Here is a 19,045-nt window from a genome sequence, read left to right on the forward strand (position 1 = left end):
GAAAGCATAAAGCATAAAGCCGAAAGCATAAAGCTATAAAAGCGAATGACCTGAGCGGATATTACTCCTTTGCTCAGGTCATTCGCTTTTATAGCTTTATGCTTTCGGCTTTATGCCTTATGCTTTCTTCAAGATATCTTCGATAGCGGTATCGTAGGTATTTTTCCAGGTAGCTACCGTACCCCAGTCTTCACCATTTACATTGATGTGGCTGCCGGTAACAACACCCAGTTTCTCGTGACGTACAGAGATCTCAGAAGCGTCTACCAGGCTGTGCATCAGTGCTTCGAACTTCTCTTTATCTTCCGGTTTAACGGTTACCACTACACGGCTCTGGCTTTCACCGAACAGGTAAGCATCTCTACGGAATTTAGTGTTGGTAGTCAGTTCAAAGCCCAGGCCTTGCGGCATAGCGCTTTCCAGCAGGGTAATGAATAAACCGCCATCGCTCACATCGTGTGCAGAGCGGATCAGACCTGCTTTATTCAGTTTGGTAATTGCCTTGTGTAAATGCAGTTCTTCGTCGAGGTTGAAATGCGGTGCAGGGCTATATTCTATACCGATGATTTTGTGCAGGTATTCAGAGCTGCTGATATCGTTGCGGCTGCGGCCGATGAGGTATACCAGGTGACCTTCTTCTTTGAAATCGAGGGTAATGCGTTGGTCCATAGTATCCAGGATACCCACCATACCAATGGTTGGTGTTGGATATACGGGGCCGTCTGGCGACTGGTTGTAGAAGCTCACGTTACCGCCGGTAACAGGAGTATTGAACTTGCGGCAGGCTTCACCCATACCTTGTACTGCGTGTACAAACTGATAGTATACTTCCGGATCGTAAGGGTTACCGAAGTTCAGACAGTTGGTAATAGCAACTGGTTCACCACCGGAGCAAACGATGTTACGGGCAGCTTCTGCTACAGCAATTTGTCCACCTTTATGCGGATCAGCAAATACATAGCGACCGTTACAGTCGGTAGTCATTGCCAATGCTTTCTTGGTTGGTTTTACCAGAACGATAGAAGCATCGCTTGGTGCGTTGGTGCTGGCGTTAGCCGTACCTACCATGCTGTCGTACTGATTGTAGATCCAGCGTTTGGAAGCGATGTTAGGCAGTGCTACCATTCTTTCTGCTACAAACTGAGGGTTGTCTGTATCAGGAATATTTTGGATGTCGAATGCTTTTACTTTAGCGAAGTAAGCTGGTTCAGTGTAAGCGCGGTGGTATTGGGGAGCGCCGCCACCCAGTACCAGGCTTTCAGCTGGAACGTCTGCTTCCAGTTCGCCGTTCATATAGAACTTCAGGTTTTTATCTTTGGTTACTTCACCGATTTGTACGCAGTGCAGATCCCATTTTTCGAAGATATCCAGTACAGCTTTCTCTTCACCTTTCTTCACTACAATCAGCATACGCTCCTGGCTTTCGCTCAGCAGCATTTCCCAGCCTTTCATATCTTTCTGGCGGGTAGGTACTTTATCTAACCAGATATGCATACCATGTTCGCCTTTAGCGCTCATTTCTGCAGTAGAGCAGGTAATACCGGCAGCGCCCATATCCTGCATCCCAACGATAGCGTTGGTTTTGATGATTTCCAGGCAAGCTTCCAGTAATTTCTTTTCCTGGAAAGGATCACCTACCTGAACGGCTGGTAAATCTTCCACGCTGTCTTCTGTGATATTGGCAGAAGCAAAGGAGGCACCACCAATACCGTCTTTTCCGGTAGCAGAACCTACAATGAAAACAGGATTGCCTTCACCGTGGGAAGTAGCGGAAACAGTTTGTCCTACTTTTACGATACCGGCGCTGAAAGCGTTTACCAGTGGGTTGGTACCGTAGCAGTCTTCGAAATATACTTCGCCACCTACGGTAGGAACGCCGAAGCAGTTACCATAGTGGCCTATACCATGCACCACACCTTTTACCAGGTGTTGTGTTTTCTTATCATTAATATTACCGAAGCGCAGGGAGTTCATGGCAGCAATAGGTCTTGCGCCCATGGTAAAGATATCGCGGTGAATACCACCAACGCCGGTAGCGGCGCCCTGGAAAGGTTCGATAGCTGAAGGGTGGTTATGCGATTCTATTTTAAATACCACTGCATAGCCATCGCCAATATCTACCAGACCGGCATTTTCTTCTCCTGCTTTTACGAGCAGTCTTTCTCCGTCACGTGGCAGGGATTTTAGCCAAACGATAGAGTTTTTGTAGGAGCAGTGCTCACTCCACATTACAGAATACATACTTAATTCTGTAAAGTTGGGGGTACGGCCTAAAATAGAAATAATTCGTTCAAACTCGTCAGCGGTAAGTCCTAGCTGTTCAGCAATTTCTACGGTGGTTTGCATGTATTTAAGTATAAAAAACGAGTAATTTAAAAGAAGTCGCAAAAGTACATGATTTTCCTGCAAATCCCAAGAGGTTCCCCTGTAGCTTATATGGAGTAAATTTTCGGGCAGTTAATCATATTATTAATTTTTTAATTTATCAGTTTACAGACATTCAATGGCAATTATTTTAACCAAATGACAAAAAAGCAGCTCTTTAAAAGACCCAAATGTAATTTTTCAGTTAAAATGAACAATTTATTTGCATTTTCAGCGAGTGTTGCGTTCTTTTGTGTAAAATAATTTACAGCATGCAATCGTTACGTTTCAAAGCGCTGGAAGGATTAGCTGGCGTAGACTCCACTCTCACCGAACATGACGGTAAAATCACCGATGTATTTGGCAGCAACGTTTTCTCCGGCAAAGTTGTTCGGGAATATTTGAGCGATGAGGCTTATAAAAGCCTGATGAACTCTGTTAAAAATGGCACCAAGCTGGAACGTAAGATGTCCGAGCAGATTGCTTCCGGCATGAAAGCATGGGCCATGAAAAAGGGTGTAACTCACTACACACACTGGTTCCAACCATTAACTGGTACTACCGCTGAAAAACATGACTCTTTCTTCACCCTGAAAGGTGACGGTACTGCACTGGAAACTTTTGATGGCGATGCACTGGTACAACAGGAACCAGATGCTTCCAGCTTCCCTAACGGCGGTTTGAGAGCTACTTTCGAAGCACGTGGCTACACCGCGTGGGATCCTTCTTCTCCGGCATTTATCCTGGAACAGGGTTATGGTAAAACACTCTGCATCCCTACTATCTTTGTTGCCTACACCGGCGAATCCCTGGATTACAAAGCGCCACTGCTGAAAGCACTGGCTGCAATGGACAAAGCTGCAGTAGACGTATGTAACTATTTCGATAAAAACGTTACCAAAGTAACTGGTACCCTCGGTTGGGAACAGGAATACTTCCTGGTAGACGAAGCAATGGCTAACGCCCGTCCTGATCTGATCATGACTGGTCGTACTGTGGTAGGTCACGCACCTTCCAAAGGCCAGCAGCTGGAAGACCACTACTTCGGTGCTATCCCTGAGCGTGCATACGCTTACATGCGCGATTTCGAAGTAGAATCTTACAAACTGGGTATTCCTTTAAGAACCCGTCACAATGAAGTAGCACCTTCTCAGTTTGAGTGTGCGCCTATCTTTGAAGAAGTAAACATCGCAGTAGACCACAACTCCCTGCTGATGGATGTAATGAATAAAGTGGCTAAACGTCACAAACTGAAAGTGTTACTGCACGAGAAACCTTTTGCAGGCATCAACGGTTCTGGTAAACACAACAACTGGAGCATGTCTACCGACACCGGCGTTAACCTGCTGGCTCCCGGTAAAACTCCAAAGACCAACCTGATGTTCCTCACTTTCTTTGTGAACACCATCAAAGCAGTACATGATTACGCTGACCTGATGAGAGCCGCTATAGCTTCTCCAAGCAACGACTTCCGTCTGGGTGCAAACGAAGCGCCTCCGGCTATCATCTCTGTATTTACCGGTAAATACCTGTTCGACGTACTGCAGGAAGTTAAAAACCGCGTAAACAACAAGTTCGACGAACAAGACGAAGCGATCCTGAAAATGGACCTGCACCGTCATATTCCTGAACTGATGCTGGATAACACCGACCGTAACCGTACCTCTCCTTTTGCTTTCACTGGCAACAAGTTTGAGTTCCGCGCGGTAGGTTCTTCTGCCAACTGTGCTTCTGCTATGACAGTATTGAACACCATCATGGCTAAAACCCTGGTTGACTTTAAAACTGAAGTAGACGGTCTGATCGAGAAAGGCGAGAAAAAAGAGATTGCAATTATGCAAACTCTTCGGAAATATATTGTAGATTCGGAAAAAATACTGTTCGAAGGCGACGGATACAGTGAAGAATGGGAAAAAGAAGCGGAAAAAAGAGGTTTGGCTAACGTAAAAACCACGCCTAAAGCGCTGGATGCAATGGTTACTCCTAAAGCTGCCAAACTTTATACAGAAACCGGCGTTTACAACGAAAAAGAACTGCACGCACGCCACGAAATACTGCTGGAAGATTATGTGAAGAAAGTGCAGATCGAAGCCCGCGTTATCGGCGACCTCGCAACCAACACTATCCTGCCATCTGCTGTCAGCTACTTAAATGAACTGATAACTAACATCAATGGCCTGAAAGCAATTGGATTAGGCGACGAAAGCGTGAAAGCACAAAAACAAATTGCTGCTAAAATAGCTGAACATATTAACGTGATTAGTGAGAATGTACAGGCAATGATCGAGGCGCGTAAAGTAGCTAATAAGCTTACTGATAGCCGCCAGAAAGCGATCGACTACTGTGAAAAGATCAAGCCTTACTTTGATGTTATCCGCTACCACTCCGATAAACTGGAATTCCTGGTGGACGACAAGAAATGGGCACTGCCTAAATACAGAGAACTGCTTTTCTTGCGATAAAACCGTAAGATTGTTTTGGTGTATGATTAGCCCCGGATTTTCATCCGGGGCTTTGTTTTATTAAAATTTCTACTTAGCTTTAGTTTAACCTATTACCGTATTGCTCCTTAATTACTGTGGCGAATAAACATTAACCCAAGCATTGTTTCACCCGTAAATACCTGTTTTTTATATCCCTTCCTAGCCACCGGACACACCTCGCATTAACCATTTTTTTAACCAACACACATTTTTCCACATGAAAAAAAACTATGCCCTGGCCTATAGTGCCATTGCCACACTGTTTGTAGTACTGTTCAGCCATTGTACCAAACCTCCCATTATTTTACCTAGTCCTCAATATTATGAAATCACGCAAATAACAGGCATAAATGCTGGTAGCGAAACAGATACCATCCGCATTACTTATAATTCCCAGCATAACCCGATCCAGGTAGCCGGCCAGCATATCAGCACCGGCAACCCTCAGTCGCTCATCGGATATGACAGCCAACGCAGAATACGGGTATTGATTGGCGCCTACTACGATGGTAATCCTTTCTTTGAAGTAGCACACAAGTATTTGCATGATCAAAAGAACAGGGTAGCAACAGACAGCGTTTTTTATTTTGGTAGTTATGATCGCCCAAGCCTGACAATACTCAGTTCCCATTATGCTTCTGTCAGAAAATATACTTACGATAACCACGACAGAATTATTGATATTGCAGAACGGCGGTTTATTGGTACTGACATGATGGAGATAAGATCTACCCACTACTTCTTTAACTCCTCCGGTAATGCTTATAAGATTAGTTCAATCGTCCAGAACCCGAACAATACAGTATTCTCATCAGACGAATTCCCTTCATATGATGATAAGGTAAATCCACACCAGCTACACCCGGTATGGCAACTGATAGACCTCGACTACAATAAAAACAATGCATTTGTGGCAGATTCCTATAACAAGTACGGACTCCCCGTACATGTTACTGCCCCGGGTGATAAATACAGTGGTATTACCTTTCTCCAAAACTACCTGGGAAGTTTTGAAATCAGGTATGGACATAAATAGCGCCGTCTCCCCTATGGATATAAAAAATAAAAAAGTCCTCCTGAGCAGGAGGACTTTTTTAAATAGTATATCCGTTACCGTTATACCAGCTTGAATGTTTCAGTAAACTTGGTGGTAAAGTTACCTTTACGGAAGTTTTCATCACGCATCAGCTGTTGATGGAATGGAATAGTTGTTTTAACACCTTCAATTACGAATTCGCTCAGTGCGCGTTCCATGGTATTGATGGCTTCTTCGCGGGTTTGTGCCATGGTAATAATTTTTGCCACCATGGAATCATAATAAGGAGGAATCACATAACCAGCATAGATGTGAGAGTCAACTCTTACACCGTGACCGCCAGGAATGTGCAGGGTAGTGATTTTACCCGGAGAAGGACGGAAATCGTTGTAAGGATCTTCCGCATTGATACGGCACTCGATGGCATGCATCTGTGGCGTATAATTTTTTCCGGAGATAGGAATACCTGCAGCAATCTTGATCTGTTCTTTTACCAGGTCAAAGTTGATTACTTCTTCTGTTACCCCGTGTTCTACCTGGATACGTGTATTCATTTCCATGAAGTAGAAGTTACGGTGTTTATCTACCAGGAACTCAATGGTACCAACGCTTTCGTAGTTAATAGCACTGGCAGCCTTAATAGCAGCTTCCCCCATTTTCTCACGCAGTTCTGGCGTCATAAACGGAGAGGGAGATTCTTCTACCAGTTTCTGGTGACGACGCTGGATAGAGCAATCTCTTTCGCTGAGGTGACATACTTTACCGTATTGATCACCCGCTACCTGGATTTCAATGTGACGGGGCTCTTCCACGAATTTCTCCATGTAGATACCATCATTACTGAAAGAGGCACGGGCTTCATTTTTAGCCATGTTATAGGCATTCTCCAACTCACTTTCTTCCCATACCACACGCATACCTTTACCACCACCACCAGCAGTAGCCTTGATAATTACCGGAAGCCCCATACCTTTTGCGAGGGATTTAGCTTCTTCCACGCTCTGCAGCAAACCTTCAGATCCTGGAATCACTGGTACACCAGCGGCAATCATAGTTTCTTTGGCAGTCATTTTATCACCCATTTTACGGATCATCTCCGGAGTAGGGCCGATAAATTTAATACCATGCTCACCACAGATTTCAGCGAAACGGGCATTTTCAGCCAGGAAGCCGTATCCGGGGTGGATAGCGTCTGCATTGGTGATCTCAGCAGCCGCCATCAGGTGAGGGATGTTCAGATAAGACTCCGTGCTTTGTGGTTTGCCTATGCATACTGCTTCATCGGCAAATTTCACATGCAGACTGTCTTTATCTGCTGTAGAATAAACCGCCACCGTTTTGATACCCATTTCCTTACAGGTACGGATAATCCGAAGGGCAATTTCACCACGATTGGCAATCAATATTTTTTTGAACATTGTTTTCCTTAATAAGTTAATAATAGCTTTTAGCGGTTAGCAATTAGCTTTCAGCTATTAGCCTTTAGTATTCCGGTTTGACAATACGCACTCCGGAAGGCTAAAGGCTAACAGCTAAAAACTAAAGGCTATTATTACGGTTCAACTAAGAATAAAGGTTGATCATATTCTACCGGAGATGCGTCATCTACCAGTACTTTCACGATTTTACCACTTACTTCACTCTCGATTTCGTTGAATAACTTCATTGCTTCGATGATGCACACCACTTTACCGGAAGTCACTTCGTCACCTACGTTAACGAAAGGAGCTTTATCTGGTCCGGCGCTGCGGTAGAAGGTACCAATCATGGGAGATTTGATGGTAACCAGGTTGTCTGCTTTAGTAACAGCAGGCGCAGCTGCGGCTGGAGCTGCGGTAACCGGAGCTGCTGCAGGAGCTACAGGGGCTGCTGCCGGTACGGATGCCATGGTTGCAGGAACGGTGATTACTTGTTGTACTTCGTTATCCTTCTGCTTTATTGTAATCTTAAACTTGTCCTGTTCAATGCTCAGTTCACTGATATTTGACTTGTTGATCATTTTTACCAGTTCCTGAATCTGTTTAAAGTCCATGTAGACAGTTTTTGGTTTAGAAATATAGAATATGATGGACGCTGATTTACGGAGTCAGGAATTTTGTTTCAGAAAGCGGCTCTCAGAAACAAAACTCCTATCACGAAAATCAGCAGGCCAAATGATTTATGCTTTTACTCTCTCGATATACTCACCATTCTTGGTGTTCACGCGGATCAATTCTCCTTCATCCACAAACAGCGGCACCATTACAGTTGCTCCTGTTTCAACAGTAGCTGGCTTCAGGGTACGGGTAGCGGTATCACCTTTCACACCAGGCTCAGAATAAGTAACCAGTACAACTATTTTGTCTGGTAATTCTACTGCCATGTATTGTTCAGTTTCAGTATTGATCTGAACACTCACTTCCTGACCTTCTTTCAGGAATTGAGGTGCATCAATGGCAGTTTCCGGCATAGCAATCTGCTCAAACGTTTCATTATCCATGAAGTTGTAGCCGGTGTCATCTTTATATAAATACTGGAAAGCTTTCTTTTCAATGCGGATAGGAAAGATAGTGTCACCTGAGTTCCAGGTGTGCTCTATAGAACGGCTATTGTCAACGCCTTTCAATTTTGCCCAAACCTTTGCGGCTGCACGGGCGGTTTTGTTCTGACCAAACTCTACAACAGAATACAAACTGTTATCCAGCTTGATGATTAATCCTGTTCTGATATCTGCGGTGGTAGCCATAAATAGGTTACTGATTTTAAGTTAAAAATTTATACGGATTGCAAAAGTAAAAATTTTCGCATATGAACGAGCATCTAATTCCCAAAATTAGCGAGATTAGTCCCTTTTCGGCCCAATTTTCGTCATTTTTATTCAATAAATGACATTTATCCGGTAAATTTAAACTCAAATCAAGAAACTTTTATAAGTATGCGCTACGTGTTTTTGTTAATTTTAGGCTGTTTACCCGTGTTTTTGAAGGCTCAAAACACCTCCACTCCACCCACCAAACCGGCTTATTTACAATACCCGATTATTCCGGCTTTCCCGCTTACCCTTGTTGATGGTCATTCTATCACCAAAAACGATCTCAAGCATAATGAGAAAACAATGGTGTTTGTGTTCAGTGTAGATTGTGATCATTGCAAGCACCTGACTGAAGAGGTGTTAAAAAACATGGACAAGTTCAAAAAAACACAAATCCTGATGGTTACACCTTTCAAAGTGGAACAAATGAAGGAATATTATGATCATTATAAGATCAAAGACTACCCGAACATCGTGATGGCCAGCGAACCAACCCGCCAAATCATGTATTTTTATGACCTGCATTACTTCCCTGGTTTATACATATATGATAAGAAACAACAGTTTGTAAAGGGTTTTGAAGGAACAGCCAAGCTGGATTCTTTGCTGTTTTACCTGAATAAATAATCCTTGTTAAAATGTGTCTGCCCGGCCATTTATTCTAAGGTCGAATCCTTACATTTGTTTAATCACAATCATTCTTCACTTTTAAAGCTATAGACAAAATGAAAGTTACAGTAGTAGGAGCCGGGAATGTAGGCGCAACGTGTGCCAATGTACTGGCCCACAAAGATTTTCTGCAGGAGGTGGTTTTATTGGATATCAAAGAAGGAACGGCTGAGGGAAAAGCCCTGGACACATGGCAACAGGCTCCGATTGATTATTACAGTACTAAAATTACGGGCGTAACAAATGATTACACCAAAACCGCTAACAGCGATGTGGTAGTGATTACTTCAGGCCTGCCCCGTAAACCTGGAATGAGCAGAGATGACCTGATTTCTACCAATGCCAATATTGTGAAATCGGTTACTGAAAATATTACCAAACATTCCCCGGATGCCATCATCATTATTGTGAGCAACCCGTTGGATGTGATGACGTATTGCAGCTATCTGACCGCTAAAAAAGACAGCAGCAAAGTATTTGGAATGGCCGGTATCCTGGATACTGCCCGTTATCGCGCCTTCCTGGCCGATGAAATAGGCTGTTCTCCAAAAGATATACAGGCTATCCTCATGGGTGGTCATGGTGATACCATGGTGCCATTGCCGCGTTATACCACTGTAGGTGGTATTCCCGTAACAGAACTGGTAGCCAACGACAAGCTGGACGCCATTATTCAACGTACTAAAGTGGGTGGTGGTGAGATCGTAAACCTGCTGGGAACTTCCGCATGGTATGCTCCCGGTGCTGCTGCCGCTCAAATGGTAGAAGCGATCGTGAAAGATGAAAAACGTATTTTTCCGGTATGCGCCTGGTTATCTGGTCAGTATGGCCTGAAAGATATCTACCTGGGTGTACCTGTTGTATTGGGTAAAAACGGTATAGAAAAAATTATCGAACTGCAGCTGAATGCCGCAGAAAAGGAATTATTGAATACCTCTGCCAAACACGTTAAAGAAGTAATGGACGTACTGGATAATATGCAGTCTGCCACAGCTTAGGCCAATTGCTCATTTTAACCAACACAATATTTGAAGATTAGCGGTGGACCGATGGGAAAACTCCCCATCTATCCCCGCTAATCTTTTTTCTTCTCCCTAAGAAAAATCACCAAAATCAACAGAATACCGGGAAAGACAAAATCCGCAATTCTGTTTTTATTCGTAATTTTACTAAGCCCTTTATAGTGGCTAAAACAATATAAATGAAACACTTCTAAGTTGTTTCATCAAATTTGGTTTAACTCTCAATGTATGTCTAACCTGGAAAAGCTGATTACACAAAAAGCATTTGAAAATGAAAATCAACGGGGCCTGGTCAGCCTTATCTTTATCGGCAACTGGGTAACGTCGCGTCACCAGCAATTCTTTAAGCAATATGGTATTACCATGCAGCAGTATAACATACTGCGTATCCTGCGCGGGCAACACCCAAAAGCAGCCAATATCAACATCCTTAAAGAAAGAATGCTGGACAAAATGAGCGATGTATCGCGCCTGGTGGAAAGACTCCGCAAAGCCGAACTGGTAGAACGCAAAAGCAGCGAAATGGACCGGCGCGCGGTAGATGTGCGCATCAATGACAAAGGCCTGGAATTGCTCGCCGTGATTGACGGTGAAATCGGACAACTCAACAATACCCTTAAATCATTAAATGAAAAAGAAGTAATACAACTGAATAAATTACTGGATAAAATGCTGGACAGTTATCACTAGATCTCTTCCAGGTAGTTAAGGTCCTTACCAAAAGTTTCCTCTACTTTCCATGCAGTAATCAATGCGATACCAATGCAGACTACTGCCACAATAGCCCCGCTTTGCAGGAAAGTGTAATAGTTTTGCACCTTTATAAACAGTAAAGAAATTAATGGAAGCATGCCCCTGGCGAAGTTAGGAACCGTAGTGGCTACCGTTGCCCGTAAGTTGGTACCAAAACTTTCCGCCGCTATCGTTACAAAAATGGCCCAGAAACCCACACTAAACCCAAGTATAAAACATACCGTATAAAATACCCAGGTTTCCACTCCGTGCAGGTTTAAATATGCCGTTACCATCACGCCGGTGAGTACCAGGAACAACAACATTACCTTGCGGCGGCTTTGCCATAACTGGCTGATAAGGCCTGTGGTAAAGTCGCCCAACACCAGCCCTGCGTAACAGAATGCCACTGCATCGCCCGGACTGATAGCGCCTTTTACATTCATCACGGTGGCAAACTTATTGGAAAACGCAATGAGTATCCCCACTACAAACCAGGTAGGCGTACCCAGTAACATACATTTAAGATATTTAAGAAACCGCTCCTTGTTAGTAAACAATGCAATAAAACTCCCTCTGGATGCGGACGACTCCCGGACTGCATTAAATAAATGCGACTCCATTACACTCACCCGGAGAATCAGCAAAGCCAGTCCCAGTCCACCTCCTATAAAATAACAAATGCGCCAGTCGCCCACCAGCTTAGCAATCAGATTGGCTGCCACCGCGCCAGAAACCCCCACTGTAGCCACTATCATCGTTCCATATCCTCGTTTTTCTTTGGGTAATATTTCAGATACCAAGGTAATACCTGCGCCCAATTCACCAGCCAGGCCAAAGCCGGCCACAAAACGCCACAACACATATCCATTGATACCCTGTACAAACCCATTAGCAATATTAGCCACAGAATAAATCAGGATAGAGCCGAAGAGTACACTTAAACGTCCTTTCTTATCACCGATAATACCCCAGAAGATCCCGCCAACCAGGAGGCCAATCATCTGTACATTAATCAGTAACATCCCCGCGCCGGCATCAATTTCACTTTGCGGCAGCCCCAGGGATTTCAAACTAGGTACTCTTACAATAGTGAACAACAGCAAATCATAAATATCCACGAAATAGCCCAGAGAGGCCACTATTACAGCGATATTGAAAATAGAAACAGAACGATTCTCGGTTTTCATTTTAGTTTGGTTGACGATCATTATAACGGGAATAAATAAAAAAAAGGGCCTTTTACAAGGCCCTTTTAAAGATATAAAAAATTATAATTATAATGTAGAATCTGTTTTTTCTATCTTCTCTGTATGCTCAGAAGCGTGTTGTTGGTGTTTCACTTTTCCGAAAATTACTTTAATCAACACTGGTAAAGTAGTCACCAGGATGATTACCAGGATAATCAGTTCCAGGTGTTCTTTCAGGTTAGGAAATAACTTATCCAGGTAGTGACCGGCCAGCATCATGGAAAATACCCAGGCAAAAGATCCGATGATATTAAAGAACATGAACTTTTTACCTTCCATGCCTACTATACCCGCTACTATAGGGGCAAAAGTACGGATGATAGGCAGGAAGCGGGCAAAGAAGATAGCGCCGCCGCCATATTTCACAAAAAATTCATGGGCCTGGTGTAAGTGCTTCTTCCTGAAAAAGAAAGTGTCTTTCTTCTTAAATAATAAAGGGCCTGACTTCTTACCAAACCAAAAGCCCACCATATTACCCAACACACCTGCAGTAGCTATGAGGAACATAATCACTACAAAAGGCATATTAAAGAAGCTGTGGCAAAGATCTTCGCTGTAGATACCAGCTACAAAGAGCAGGGAATCTCCGGGGAGAAAGAAACCAATAAATAAACCTGTTTCTGCAAAAATAATTGCCAGCAACAGGTAAAGGCCACCATGTTCAATAATCCACGAGGGGTTAATGAGGTGTTTAAAAAACTCTAAAATCTGGTCCATGCTAGTACGCTATTTCTATTTCTGAAGTGGTAAAATAACCATTTAACTGTTACGCATTTGTTAAGTTAGGCATTAGTAGCATCTCCGGGCGTAAGTTTATTCTCCCATTTGGATACAACGGCGGTAGCCATTGCATTGCCGATTACGTTGGTAGCAGAACGGCCCATATCCAGCAGGTGGTCTACTCCCAGCAACAGGATCAAACCCGCTTCCGGGATGTGGAACATGGACAGGGTACCTGCAATTACCACCAGGGAAGCACGCGGTACACCCGCAATACCTTTACTGGTAATCATTAATACTAATAACATGGTAATCTGTTGATCAATACTCAGGTGCATCCCATACGCCTGGGCAATAAATAAACTGGCAAAGGTCATATACATCATAGAGCCATCCAGGTTAAAGGAATAGCCCAGGGGTAATACAAAGCTTACAATGCGGCTGTCGCAGCCAAACTTTTCCAATTCTTCCATGGTACGGGGGTAAGCCGCTTCACTGCTGGCTGTACCAAAAGCCAGTAACAACGGATCTTTTATCAGGCCCAACAGGCGGAATACCGGCTTGCCCAGGATCATCCAACCTACAAAGGCAATCACTATCCATAAACAGAGCAGTCCGACATAGAACTGTAATATGAATTTACCATAAGTAACCAATACAATAGGACCTTTTAAAGCAATGATACCGGCCATAGCACCAAATACGGCGAAAGGAGCAAAATTCATTACAAAGCCAGTTACTTTCAGCATAATATACGCCACACTATCCAGGAGTTTTACCACTGGTTGTGCTTTTTCACCGATAGCAGCGGCCGCTACCCCAAAGAAAATGGCAAATACCACAATTTGTAATATTTCGTTGTGTGCCATGGCATTCACCACACTATCAGGTACCACGTGCTGAAAGAAACCTTTCAGGGTCATATCTGCTTTGGCAATACCTGTAGCAGCATGTTCGTCCGGCAAAGGCAACTGCAGGGATAATCCTGGTTTCATCAGGTTTACCAGCACCAGACCAAGGAACAATGATACAAAGGTTGCACTGATAAACCACAGCATGGTTTTACCACCAATGCGTCCTACCGCCTTTATATCGCCCAATTTAGCTACACCTACCACCAGGGTAGAGAATACCAGTGGGGCGATAATCATTTTAACCAGCCGTAAAAAAATGTCTGTCAGGATAGAAATATTATCAGCGAAGACCTGCGGCGTATCCTTCACACCTGCCGGAGCGGGGGTTGCACTGCCATAGGTAACGAATACGATGTAACCAGTACCTATCCCGATTACCATGGCGAGGAATATGTATAATGTGAGCAGGTTCGATGATTTCTTCATGCAGCGCGAATATTTATCTTGTAATAATTAAAATTAAAAGTTGTAACCAGGAAAATTTCCCAAAAATAAGGTTAAGCTGCTAAAGATGCGCGTTAACAGGCAAAATAAAAGTATCCGTTATTGATTTTAGATATTATATTTGGCGACTACAAAACAACAACATAACTAAACTACCTTAAAACATCAACCACAATACGACTGCGTATGAGCAAACTCTTTGCTAAAAAACAACTGTCTGTTTTATTGGCTGAAGCTGGAGAATCCGAAAAGGGTCTGAAAAGGACACTTGGCGCTGGTTCTCTTATCGCCCTTGGAATTGGAGCCATTATTGGCGCGGGCCTTTTTGTTAGAACGGCTGCAGCAGCAGGTCAACATGCCGGCCCTGCTGTAACAATTTCCTTTATTATTGCCGCTATTGGCTGTGCGCTGGCGGGTTTATGCTATGCCGAATTTGCTTCCATGATTCCTATTGCCGGAAGCGCTTACACCTACTCTTATGCAACTTTAGGAGAATTTATTGCCTGGATTATCGGTTGGGACCTGGTACTGGAATATGCACTGGGAGCCGCCACTGTAGCCATTGGCTGGTCACAGTATCTCAATAAATTGCTCACCAACGTATTTCACATTACCATCCCCTATGAATGGTGTCACAGCCCATTTGAAACATCAGATGCAGGGGTACAGGGTATTATGAACGTTCCTTCCCTGTTTATTCTCCTGGCGCTTACTTTATTGCTGATCAGGGGTACACAAGGTTCTGCTATTGTTAATAACATCATTGTTATCACCAAAGTAGCCATTGTAATGCTGTTCATTTTCCTGGGATGGAAATTTATCAATCCTGCTAACCATACGCCATTTACCATTCCTGCTACTGCCGGTACGGTGAAAATGCATAACGGCCAGATCGTTGACTATTCCAATTTCTGGAATCACGGATGGGCCGGGGTGCTAAGGGGAGCCGGGGTTGTATTCTTCGCTTTCATTGGGTTTGACGCCGTATCTACTGCCGCCCAGGAAACCAAGAATCCTAAAAAGAATATGCCTATCGGGATCCTGGTGTCACTGGCTATTTGTACCCTGTTGTATATCCTGTTTTCTTTTGTACTGACAGGTATTGCACCTTTCCAGGACTTCCTGAAAGCAGGTGGTGAAGCATCTGTAGCTTATGCTATTGATACCTATATGCCTGGTTATGGCTGGTTATCTACCTTCATTACGGTAGCTATCCTGGCTGGATTCTCTTCTGTAATCCTGGTAATGTTACTGGGTCAGACAAGGGTATTCTACTCTATGAGTAACGACGGCCTGGTACCAGGTGTATTTGCTAAACTGCATCCTAAATACCGCACCCCTTACCGTTCACAGTGGATGTTCTTCGGATTTACCTCTCTGTTTGCCGCCTTTATCCCGGACAACGTGGTAGGCGATATGACCAGCATCGGTACCCTGTTTGCCTTTGTACTGGTATGTATTGGTGTAATTGTGATGCGTAAAAGCAACCCTGAATTACCAAGAGCCTTTAAAACACCGTTGGTGCCATTTGTTCCTTTACTGGGAGCAGCTTTCTGCTTAACCATGATTATCAGTCTTGGTATAGAAAACTGGGCACGTTTATTTGTATGGCTGGGTATTGGATTCCTTATTTACTTCGGCTACAGTGTAAAACACAGTAAAGCCCGTAAAGCACTGGATAATTAATCCTTCTCTATATAAAGATTAAACAAAGCGGAGAACAAAGCGAAGCAGTAAAATGGCTCGTTTTTGTTCTCCGCTTTCGTTAAAAAGCGAAATCCCGTTACGCCTAAATCTGAAAATCCTTATTTTTGCGTTCTATTTTTACAAGTCACTATAATTACATACCACTCTAATGGGAAGAATATTTGAAGTAAGAAAATCGACCATGTTTGCCCGCTGGGATAAGATGGCGAAAGCATTTTCAAGAATCGGAAAGGAAATAGCGATAGCTGTAAAGGCTTCCGGCCCTGATCCTGACAACAACCCTGCACTCCGTCGCTGCATACTCAACGCAAAGAGTGTAAACATGCCTAAAGACCGCGTAGATGCAGCTATCAAGCGCGCTATGGGTAAAGACAAAACTGATTATGAAGAAGTTGTATACGAAGGCTATGCGCCCCACGGCGTAGCAGTGATCATTGATACAGCTACCGATAATACTACCCGTACCGTAGCTAACCTGCGTATGCACTTCACCAAAGGTGGAGGCAGCCTGGGTAACAGTGGTTCCGTAGGCTTTTTATTCAATCGTGTGGGTGAGTTTAAAATCAAGAACAGCGGACAGAATCTGGAAGAGCTGGAACTGGAGCTGATAGATTTTGGTTTGGAAGAAATTGGAGAAGATAGCGAAGGCAATGTAATTATCCGTGCTGCATTCACTGAATTCGGCAACATGGCAAAGGCCCTGGATGATAAAGGCATTGAAGTAATCAGCTCTGAGCTGAAACGTATTCCGGCTACTACAGTGGAACTGAATGACGAGCAAGCCAAAGAAGTACTGGAGCTGGTAGATCGCCTGGAGCAGGATGACGACGTGCAGGCAGTATTTTACAACCTGAAATAATGAAAGGGCCGCCTGATGTGGCCACTATAGCTTATAAAAAGAACGTCCCGCCAATAGGCGGGACGTTTTTTCATTGGATACGGTTAACTTTCTAAACCAAAAACAGCTAAACTTTAGCGATGGAATGTGAACGATCCAGGTCATCCGCTATAAACATGAGTCCTTTGCCATGGTAGGTTTCGAGTTTTACGGCAGGATCCTGTGCAATATGTTTACGGAGACGTGTCAGGTAGACGTCCATTACACGTGACGCGAAGAAATCATCCTGTCCCCAGATGCAGGCCAGGATATCATCTTTTTTCAGTTTTTTGTTAGAATTCTCACACAGAAAGCGAAGCAGTTCCGCTTCTTTTGGGGCCATACGAACATGGGAATCGGCCGATTTATGCCTAATATGATATTGGGAATAGTCAAATACAAGATTGCTGATAGTATATACGATACGGCGTTCACTTTTCAGGAGGCGGCTGCGTTGCATATATACTTTAACGCGGCATAGCAACTCCTGCATATTAAAGGGTTTTACAATATAATCATCTGCTCCGGATTCAAATCCTTGTAGCCGGTCTTGCTCCATATAACGGGAGGTAGTGAAGATGATAGGTACGTTTACATCCATTGAGCGGATATCTTCTGCCAGTGCGAAGCCATCTTTCTTAGGCATTACTACATCCAGTAAACAAAGGTCGAAAACGTGTTTTTGAAATTTTTCCCAGCCTTCAAGGCCATTTTCACAAAGTGTAACGTTATAACCGGCGCGTTCCAGTTGTCTTTTTACCACCTTGGCAAAAAAGATATCGTCCTCCGCCAAAAGAATGCTTGGTTGCATGTACGTTGGTTTTAAAGCGAGTAAATATGAGATTTTAGTTGTAGAACCTAAATTAATGAGCGTATACTGTACGTTTATTCAAAAATAAATAACATAACCATAACCATGTTCGTTCATCCTTATTCAATTCTGAGTTGGACGTTCATTTTAACCATTATGGCAGGCTTGATACCCCAGTTACTATCATTTTCGGTTTAGCATTCCTAACATCTATAAAAACATATTTTCCCGCTTCACGGGGTATTCACTAGTTGACAATATTTTGAGGCACCCCACCCTGGAAGGCTTTTAAATTTTCAACCGTTGTATGCATCAGCCGTTTTCTGGCCGCCTGTGTAGCCCAGGCAATATGAGGCGTAATAATAGTATTAGGCGCCGCAATTAATGGATTACCGGCTGGTGGCGGTTCGGTTGATAACACATCCAGCGCTGCACCCGCAATCACGCCTTCCTGCAACGCAACCGCCAGGTCAGCCTCCCGGATCAACGGCCCGCGGCTGGTATTAACCAGGAAAGCAGTAGATTTCATTGTACGTAATAAGTCCATTTGCACAAACTCTTTGTTCCCCGCATTCAATGGACAATGCAGCGAAATAATATCCGCCTCACGAAAACAGGTGGCCAGGTCCACAAAAGTAACGCCCGGCATCGCATCCCGATCGGGATGTTTATGGTTTGCAATCACCTTCATGCCAAATGCCAGCGCAATACGCGCCACCGCCTGTCCTATCTGCCCTAATCCCACTATCCCCAACGTACTGCCAGACAATTCTACTAAAGGCGTTTTCCAATAACTAAAATCAATACTGCTACTCCACTCCCCTGCCCGCACACTCTCTGCATGCAAACCGGTATGATGACATAGCTCCAGTATCAGTGCAAATGTCAGCTGAGCTACAGAAGTAGTACTATAAGCCGGTACATTCGTAACCGGAATATGCCTGGCACGGGCTGCGGCAATATCCACTACATTAAACCCGGTAGCAGTTACACCAATATATTTTAACTGCTTCGCCTGCTCAATGGCTGCCGCATTCACGATAGCTTTATTAGTCAATACCACATCTGCTGTTTCAATCCGCTCTGCTACCATCGCTTCTGGCGTACGCTCATATACCGTTACATTCCCCAACGCCTGTAATCCGCTCCAATCAAGATCACCAGGATTTAAAGTGTGACCGTCCAGTACAATTATATTCATCATGGTTATAGTTTAAACTTTACC

16 protein-coding genes are annotated in these 19,045 nt (G+C 43.8%); 7 read left to right on the forward strand and 9 right to left on the reverse strand.

The genetic code is table 11. From position 1 onward, the window contains the following. Positions 1-117: 117 nt before the first annotated feature. Complete coding sequence (gene purL / locus AC5ZC7_RS24645) at positions 118-2,346, reverse strand: phosphoribosylformylglycinamidine synthase subunit PurL (RefSeq protein ID WP_496158386.1); 2,229 nt, start codon at positions 2,344-2,346, stop codon at positions 118-120. Positions 2,347-2,636: 290 nt separating this feature from the next. Here purL and AC5ZC7_RS24650 point away from each other — a divergent pair, with 290 nt between their 5' ends. Together AC5ZC7_RS24650 and AC5ZC7_RS24655 are read left to right on the forward strand one after the other, a co-directional pair. Next, on the forward strand, positions 2,637-4,826 hold the full coding sequence (locus AC5ZC7_RS24650; RefSeq protein ID WP_496158385.1) for a glutamine synthetase III domain-containing protein: 2,190 nt from the start codon (positions 2,637-2,639) through the stop codon (positions 4,824-4,826). Between the two features lie 238 nt (positions 4,827-5,064). Continuing rightward, positions 5,065-5,883, forward strand: a complete 819-nt coding sequence (locus tag AC5ZC7_RS24655; protein WP_496158384.1) for a hypothetical protein — start codon at positions 5,065-5,067, stop codon at positions 5,881-5,883. An 80-nt stretch (positions 5,884-5,963) separates the two neighbouring features. Here AC5ZC7_RS24655 and accC read toward each other — a convergent pair whose 3' ends face one another. From accC to efp, 3 genes are all read right to left on the reverse strand, one after another. Then, positions 5,964-7,301, reverse strand: a complete 1,338-nt coding sequence (gene accC / locus AC5ZC7_RS24660) for an acetyl-CoA carboxylase biotin carboxylase subunit (RefSeq protein WP_496158383.1) — start codon at positions 7,299-7,301, stop codon at positions 5,964-5,966. 134 nt (positions 7,302-7,435) lie between these two features. Then, positions 7,436-7,915 carry an acetyl-CoA carboxylase biotin carboxyl carrier protein gene (accB, locus tag AC5ZC7_RS24665; protein WP_496158382.1) on the reverse strand — a complete coding sequence of 160 codons (480 nt, stop codon included), beginning with the start codon at positions 7,913-7,915 and terminating at the stop codon, positions 7,436-7,438. Positions 7,916-8,041: 126 nt separating this feature from the next. Further along, a complete protein-coding gene (gene efp, locus AC5ZC7_RS24670; RefSeq protein WP_089903140.1) occupies positions 8,042-8,608 on the reverse strand; it encodes an elongation factor P in 567 nt (188 codons plus the stop codon). Positions 8,609-8,842: 234 nt separating this feature from the next. Here efp and AC5ZC7_RS24675 point away from each other — a divergent pair, with 234 nt between their 5' ends. From AC5ZC7_RS24675 to AC5ZC7_RS24685, 3 genes are all read left to right on the forward strand, one after another. Next, positions 8,843-9,301: a redoxin domain-containing protein gene (locus tag AC5ZC7_RS24675; RefSeq protein WP_496158381.1), complete on the forward strand. Its 459-nt coding sequence runs from the start codon at positions 8,843-8,845 to the stop codon at positions 9,299-9,301. Between the two features lie 98 nt (positions 9,302-9,399). Further along, positions 9,400-10,341 carry a malate dehydrogenase gene (mdh, locus tag AC5ZC7_RS24680; RefSeq protein ID WP_496158380.1) on the forward strand — a complete coding sequence of 314 codons (942 nt, stop codon included), beginning with the start codon at positions 9,400-9,402 and terminating at the stop codon, positions 10,339-10,341. Positions 10,342-10,593: 252 nt separating this feature from the next. Then, positions 10,594-11,055 carry a MarR family transcriptional regulator gene (locus AC5ZC7_RS24685; RefSeq protein WP_496158379.1) on the forward strand — a complete coding sequence of 154 codons (462 nt, stop codon included), beginning with the start codon at positions 10,594-10,596 and terminating at the stop codon, positions 11,053-11,055. Here the strand turns inward: AC5ZC7_RS24685 and AC5ZC7_RS24690 are convergent. The 3 genes from AC5ZC7_RS24690 to AC5ZC7_RS24700 all read right to left on the reverse strand — a co-directional run bounded on the left by AC5ZC7_RS24690 (position 11,052) and on the right by AC5ZC7_RS24700 (position 14,407). Next, positions 11,052-12,287 (reverse strand): MFS transporter, encoded by a 1,236-nt coding sequence (locus AC5ZC7_RS24690; protein WP_496158378.1) that lies wholly within the window; start codon positions 12,285-12,287, stop codon positions 11,052-11,054. The two genes, AC5ZC7_RS24685 and AC5ZC7_RS24690, sit on opposite strands and share 4 nt — an antisense overlap. Positions 12,288-12,374: 87 nt before the next feature. Further along, positions 12,375-13,064 (reverse strand): VTT domain-containing protein, encoded by a 690-nt coding sequence (locus tag AC5ZC7_RS24695; RefSeq protein WP_496158377.1) that lies wholly within the window; start codon positions 13,062-13,064, stop codon positions 12,375-12,377. A gap of 65 nt (positions 13,065-13,129) precedes the next feature. Next, a complete protein-coding gene (locus AC5ZC7_RS24700) occupies positions 13,130-14,407 on the reverse strand; it encodes a cation:dicarboxylate symporter family transporter (protein ID WP_496158376.1) in 1,278 nt (425 codons plus the stop codon). 204 nt (positions 14,408-14,611) lie between these two features. Here AC5ZC7_RS24700 and AC5ZC7_RS24705 point away from each other — a divergent pair, with 204 nt between their 5' ends. Together AC5ZC7_RS24705 and AC5ZC7_RS24710 are read left to right on the forward strand one after the other, a co-directional pair. Next, positions 14,612-16,111: an amino acid permease gene (locus AC5ZC7_RS24705; protein ID WP_496158375.1), complete on the forward strand. Its 1,500-nt coding sequence runs from the start codon at positions 14,612-14,614 to the stop codon at positions 16,109-16,111. 169 nt (positions 16,112-16,280) lie between these two features. After that, positions 16,281-16,991 (forward strand): YebC/PmpR family DNA-binding transcriptional regulator, encoded by a 711-nt coding sequence (locus AC5ZC7_RS24710; RefSeq protein ID WP_496158374.1) that lies wholly within the window; start codon positions 16,281-16,283, stop codon positions 16,989-16,991. Positions 16,992-17,097: 106 nt separating this feature from the next. On the opposite strand, the gene AC5ZC7_RS24715 is transcribed toward AC5ZC7_RS24710, so the two are convergent. Then, positions 17,098-17,820, reverse strand: a complete 723-nt coding sequence (locus AC5ZC7_RS24715) for a response regulator (protein ID WP_496158373.1) — start codon at positions 17,818-17,820, stop codon at positions 17,098-17,100. Between the two features lie 247 nt (positions 17,821-18,067). Beyond that, complete coding sequence (locus tag AC5ZC7_RS24720) at positions 18,068-19,024, reverse strand: NAD(P)-dependent oxidoreductase (RefSeq protein WP_496158372.1); 957 nt, start codon at positions 19,022-19,024, stop codon at positions 18,068-18,070. Between the last annotated feature and the right edge of the window lie 21 nt (positions 19,025-19,045).

It is taken from the genome of Chitinophaga sp. 9-1-y (assembly GCF_059511905.2).

What these genes read in the sequence shown, in the direction of transcription:
- AC5ZC7_RS24685 (WP_496158379.1), top strand. Translation starts at nt 10,594, where the DNA reads ATGTCTAACCTGGAAAAGCTGATTACACAAAAAGCATTTGAAAATGAA.
- AC5ZC7_RS24700 (WP_496158376.1), bottom strand. Translation starts at nt 14,407, where the DNA reads ATGAAGAAATCATCGAACCTGCTCACATTATACATATTCCTCGCCATG.
- AC5ZC7_RS24715 (WP_496158373.1), bottom strand. Translation starts at nt 17,820, where the DNA reads ATGCAACCAAGCATTCTTTTGGCGGAGGACGATATCTTTTTTGCCAAG.
- AC5ZC7_RS24690 (WP_496158378.1), bottom strand. Translation starts at nt 12,287, where the DNA reads ATGAAAACCGAGAATCGTTCTGTTTCTATTTTCAATATCGCTGTAATA.
- mdh (WP_496158380.1), top strand. Translation starts at nt 9,400, where the DNA reads ATGAAAGTTACAGTAGTAGGAGCCGGGAATGTAGGCGCAACGTGTGCC.
- accC (WP_496158383.1), bottom strand. Translation starts at nt 7,301, where the DNA reads ATGTTCAAAAAAATATTGATTGCCAATCGTGGTGAAATTGCCCTTCGG.
- AC5ZC7_RS24710 (WP_496158374.1), top strand. Translation starts at nt 16,281, where the DNA reads ATGGGAAGAATATTTGAAGTAAGAAAATCGACCATGTTTGCCCGCTGG.
- AC5ZC7_RS24705 (WP_496158375.1), top strand. Translation starts at nt 14,612, where the DNA reads ATGAGCAAACTCTTTGCTAAAAAACAACTGTCTGTTTTATTGGCTGAA.
- AC5ZC7_RS24720 (WP_496158372.1), bottom strand. Translation starts at nt 19,024, where the DNA reads ATGATGAATATAATTGTACTGGACGGTCACACTTTAAATCCTGGTGAT.
- accB (WP_496158382.1), bottom strand. Translation starts at nt 7,915, where the DNA reads ATGGACTTTAAACAGATTCAGGAACTGGTAAAAATGATCAACAAGTCA.
- purL (WP_496158386.1), bottom strand. Translation starts at nt 2,346, where the DNA reads ATGCAAACCACCGTAGAAATTGCTGAACAGCTAGGACTTACCGCTGAC.
- AC5ZC7_RS24695 (WP_496158377.1), bottom strand. Translation starts at nt 13,064, where the DNA reads ATGGACCAGATTTTAGAGTTTTTTAAACACCTCATTAACCCCTCGTGG.
- AC5ZC7_RS24655 (WP_496158384.1), top strand. Translation starts at nt 5,065, where the DNA reads ATGAAAAAAAACTATGCCCTGGCCTATAGTGCCATTGCCACACTGTTT.
- AC5ZC7_RS24650 (WP_496158385.1), top strand. Translation starts at nt 2,637, where the DNA reads ATGCAATCGTTACGTTTCAAAGCGCTGGAAGGATTAGCTGGCGTAGAC.
- efp (WP_089903140.1), bottom strand. Translation starts at nt 8,608, where the DNA reads ATGGCTACCACCGCAGATATCAGAACAGGATTAATCATCAAGCTGGAT.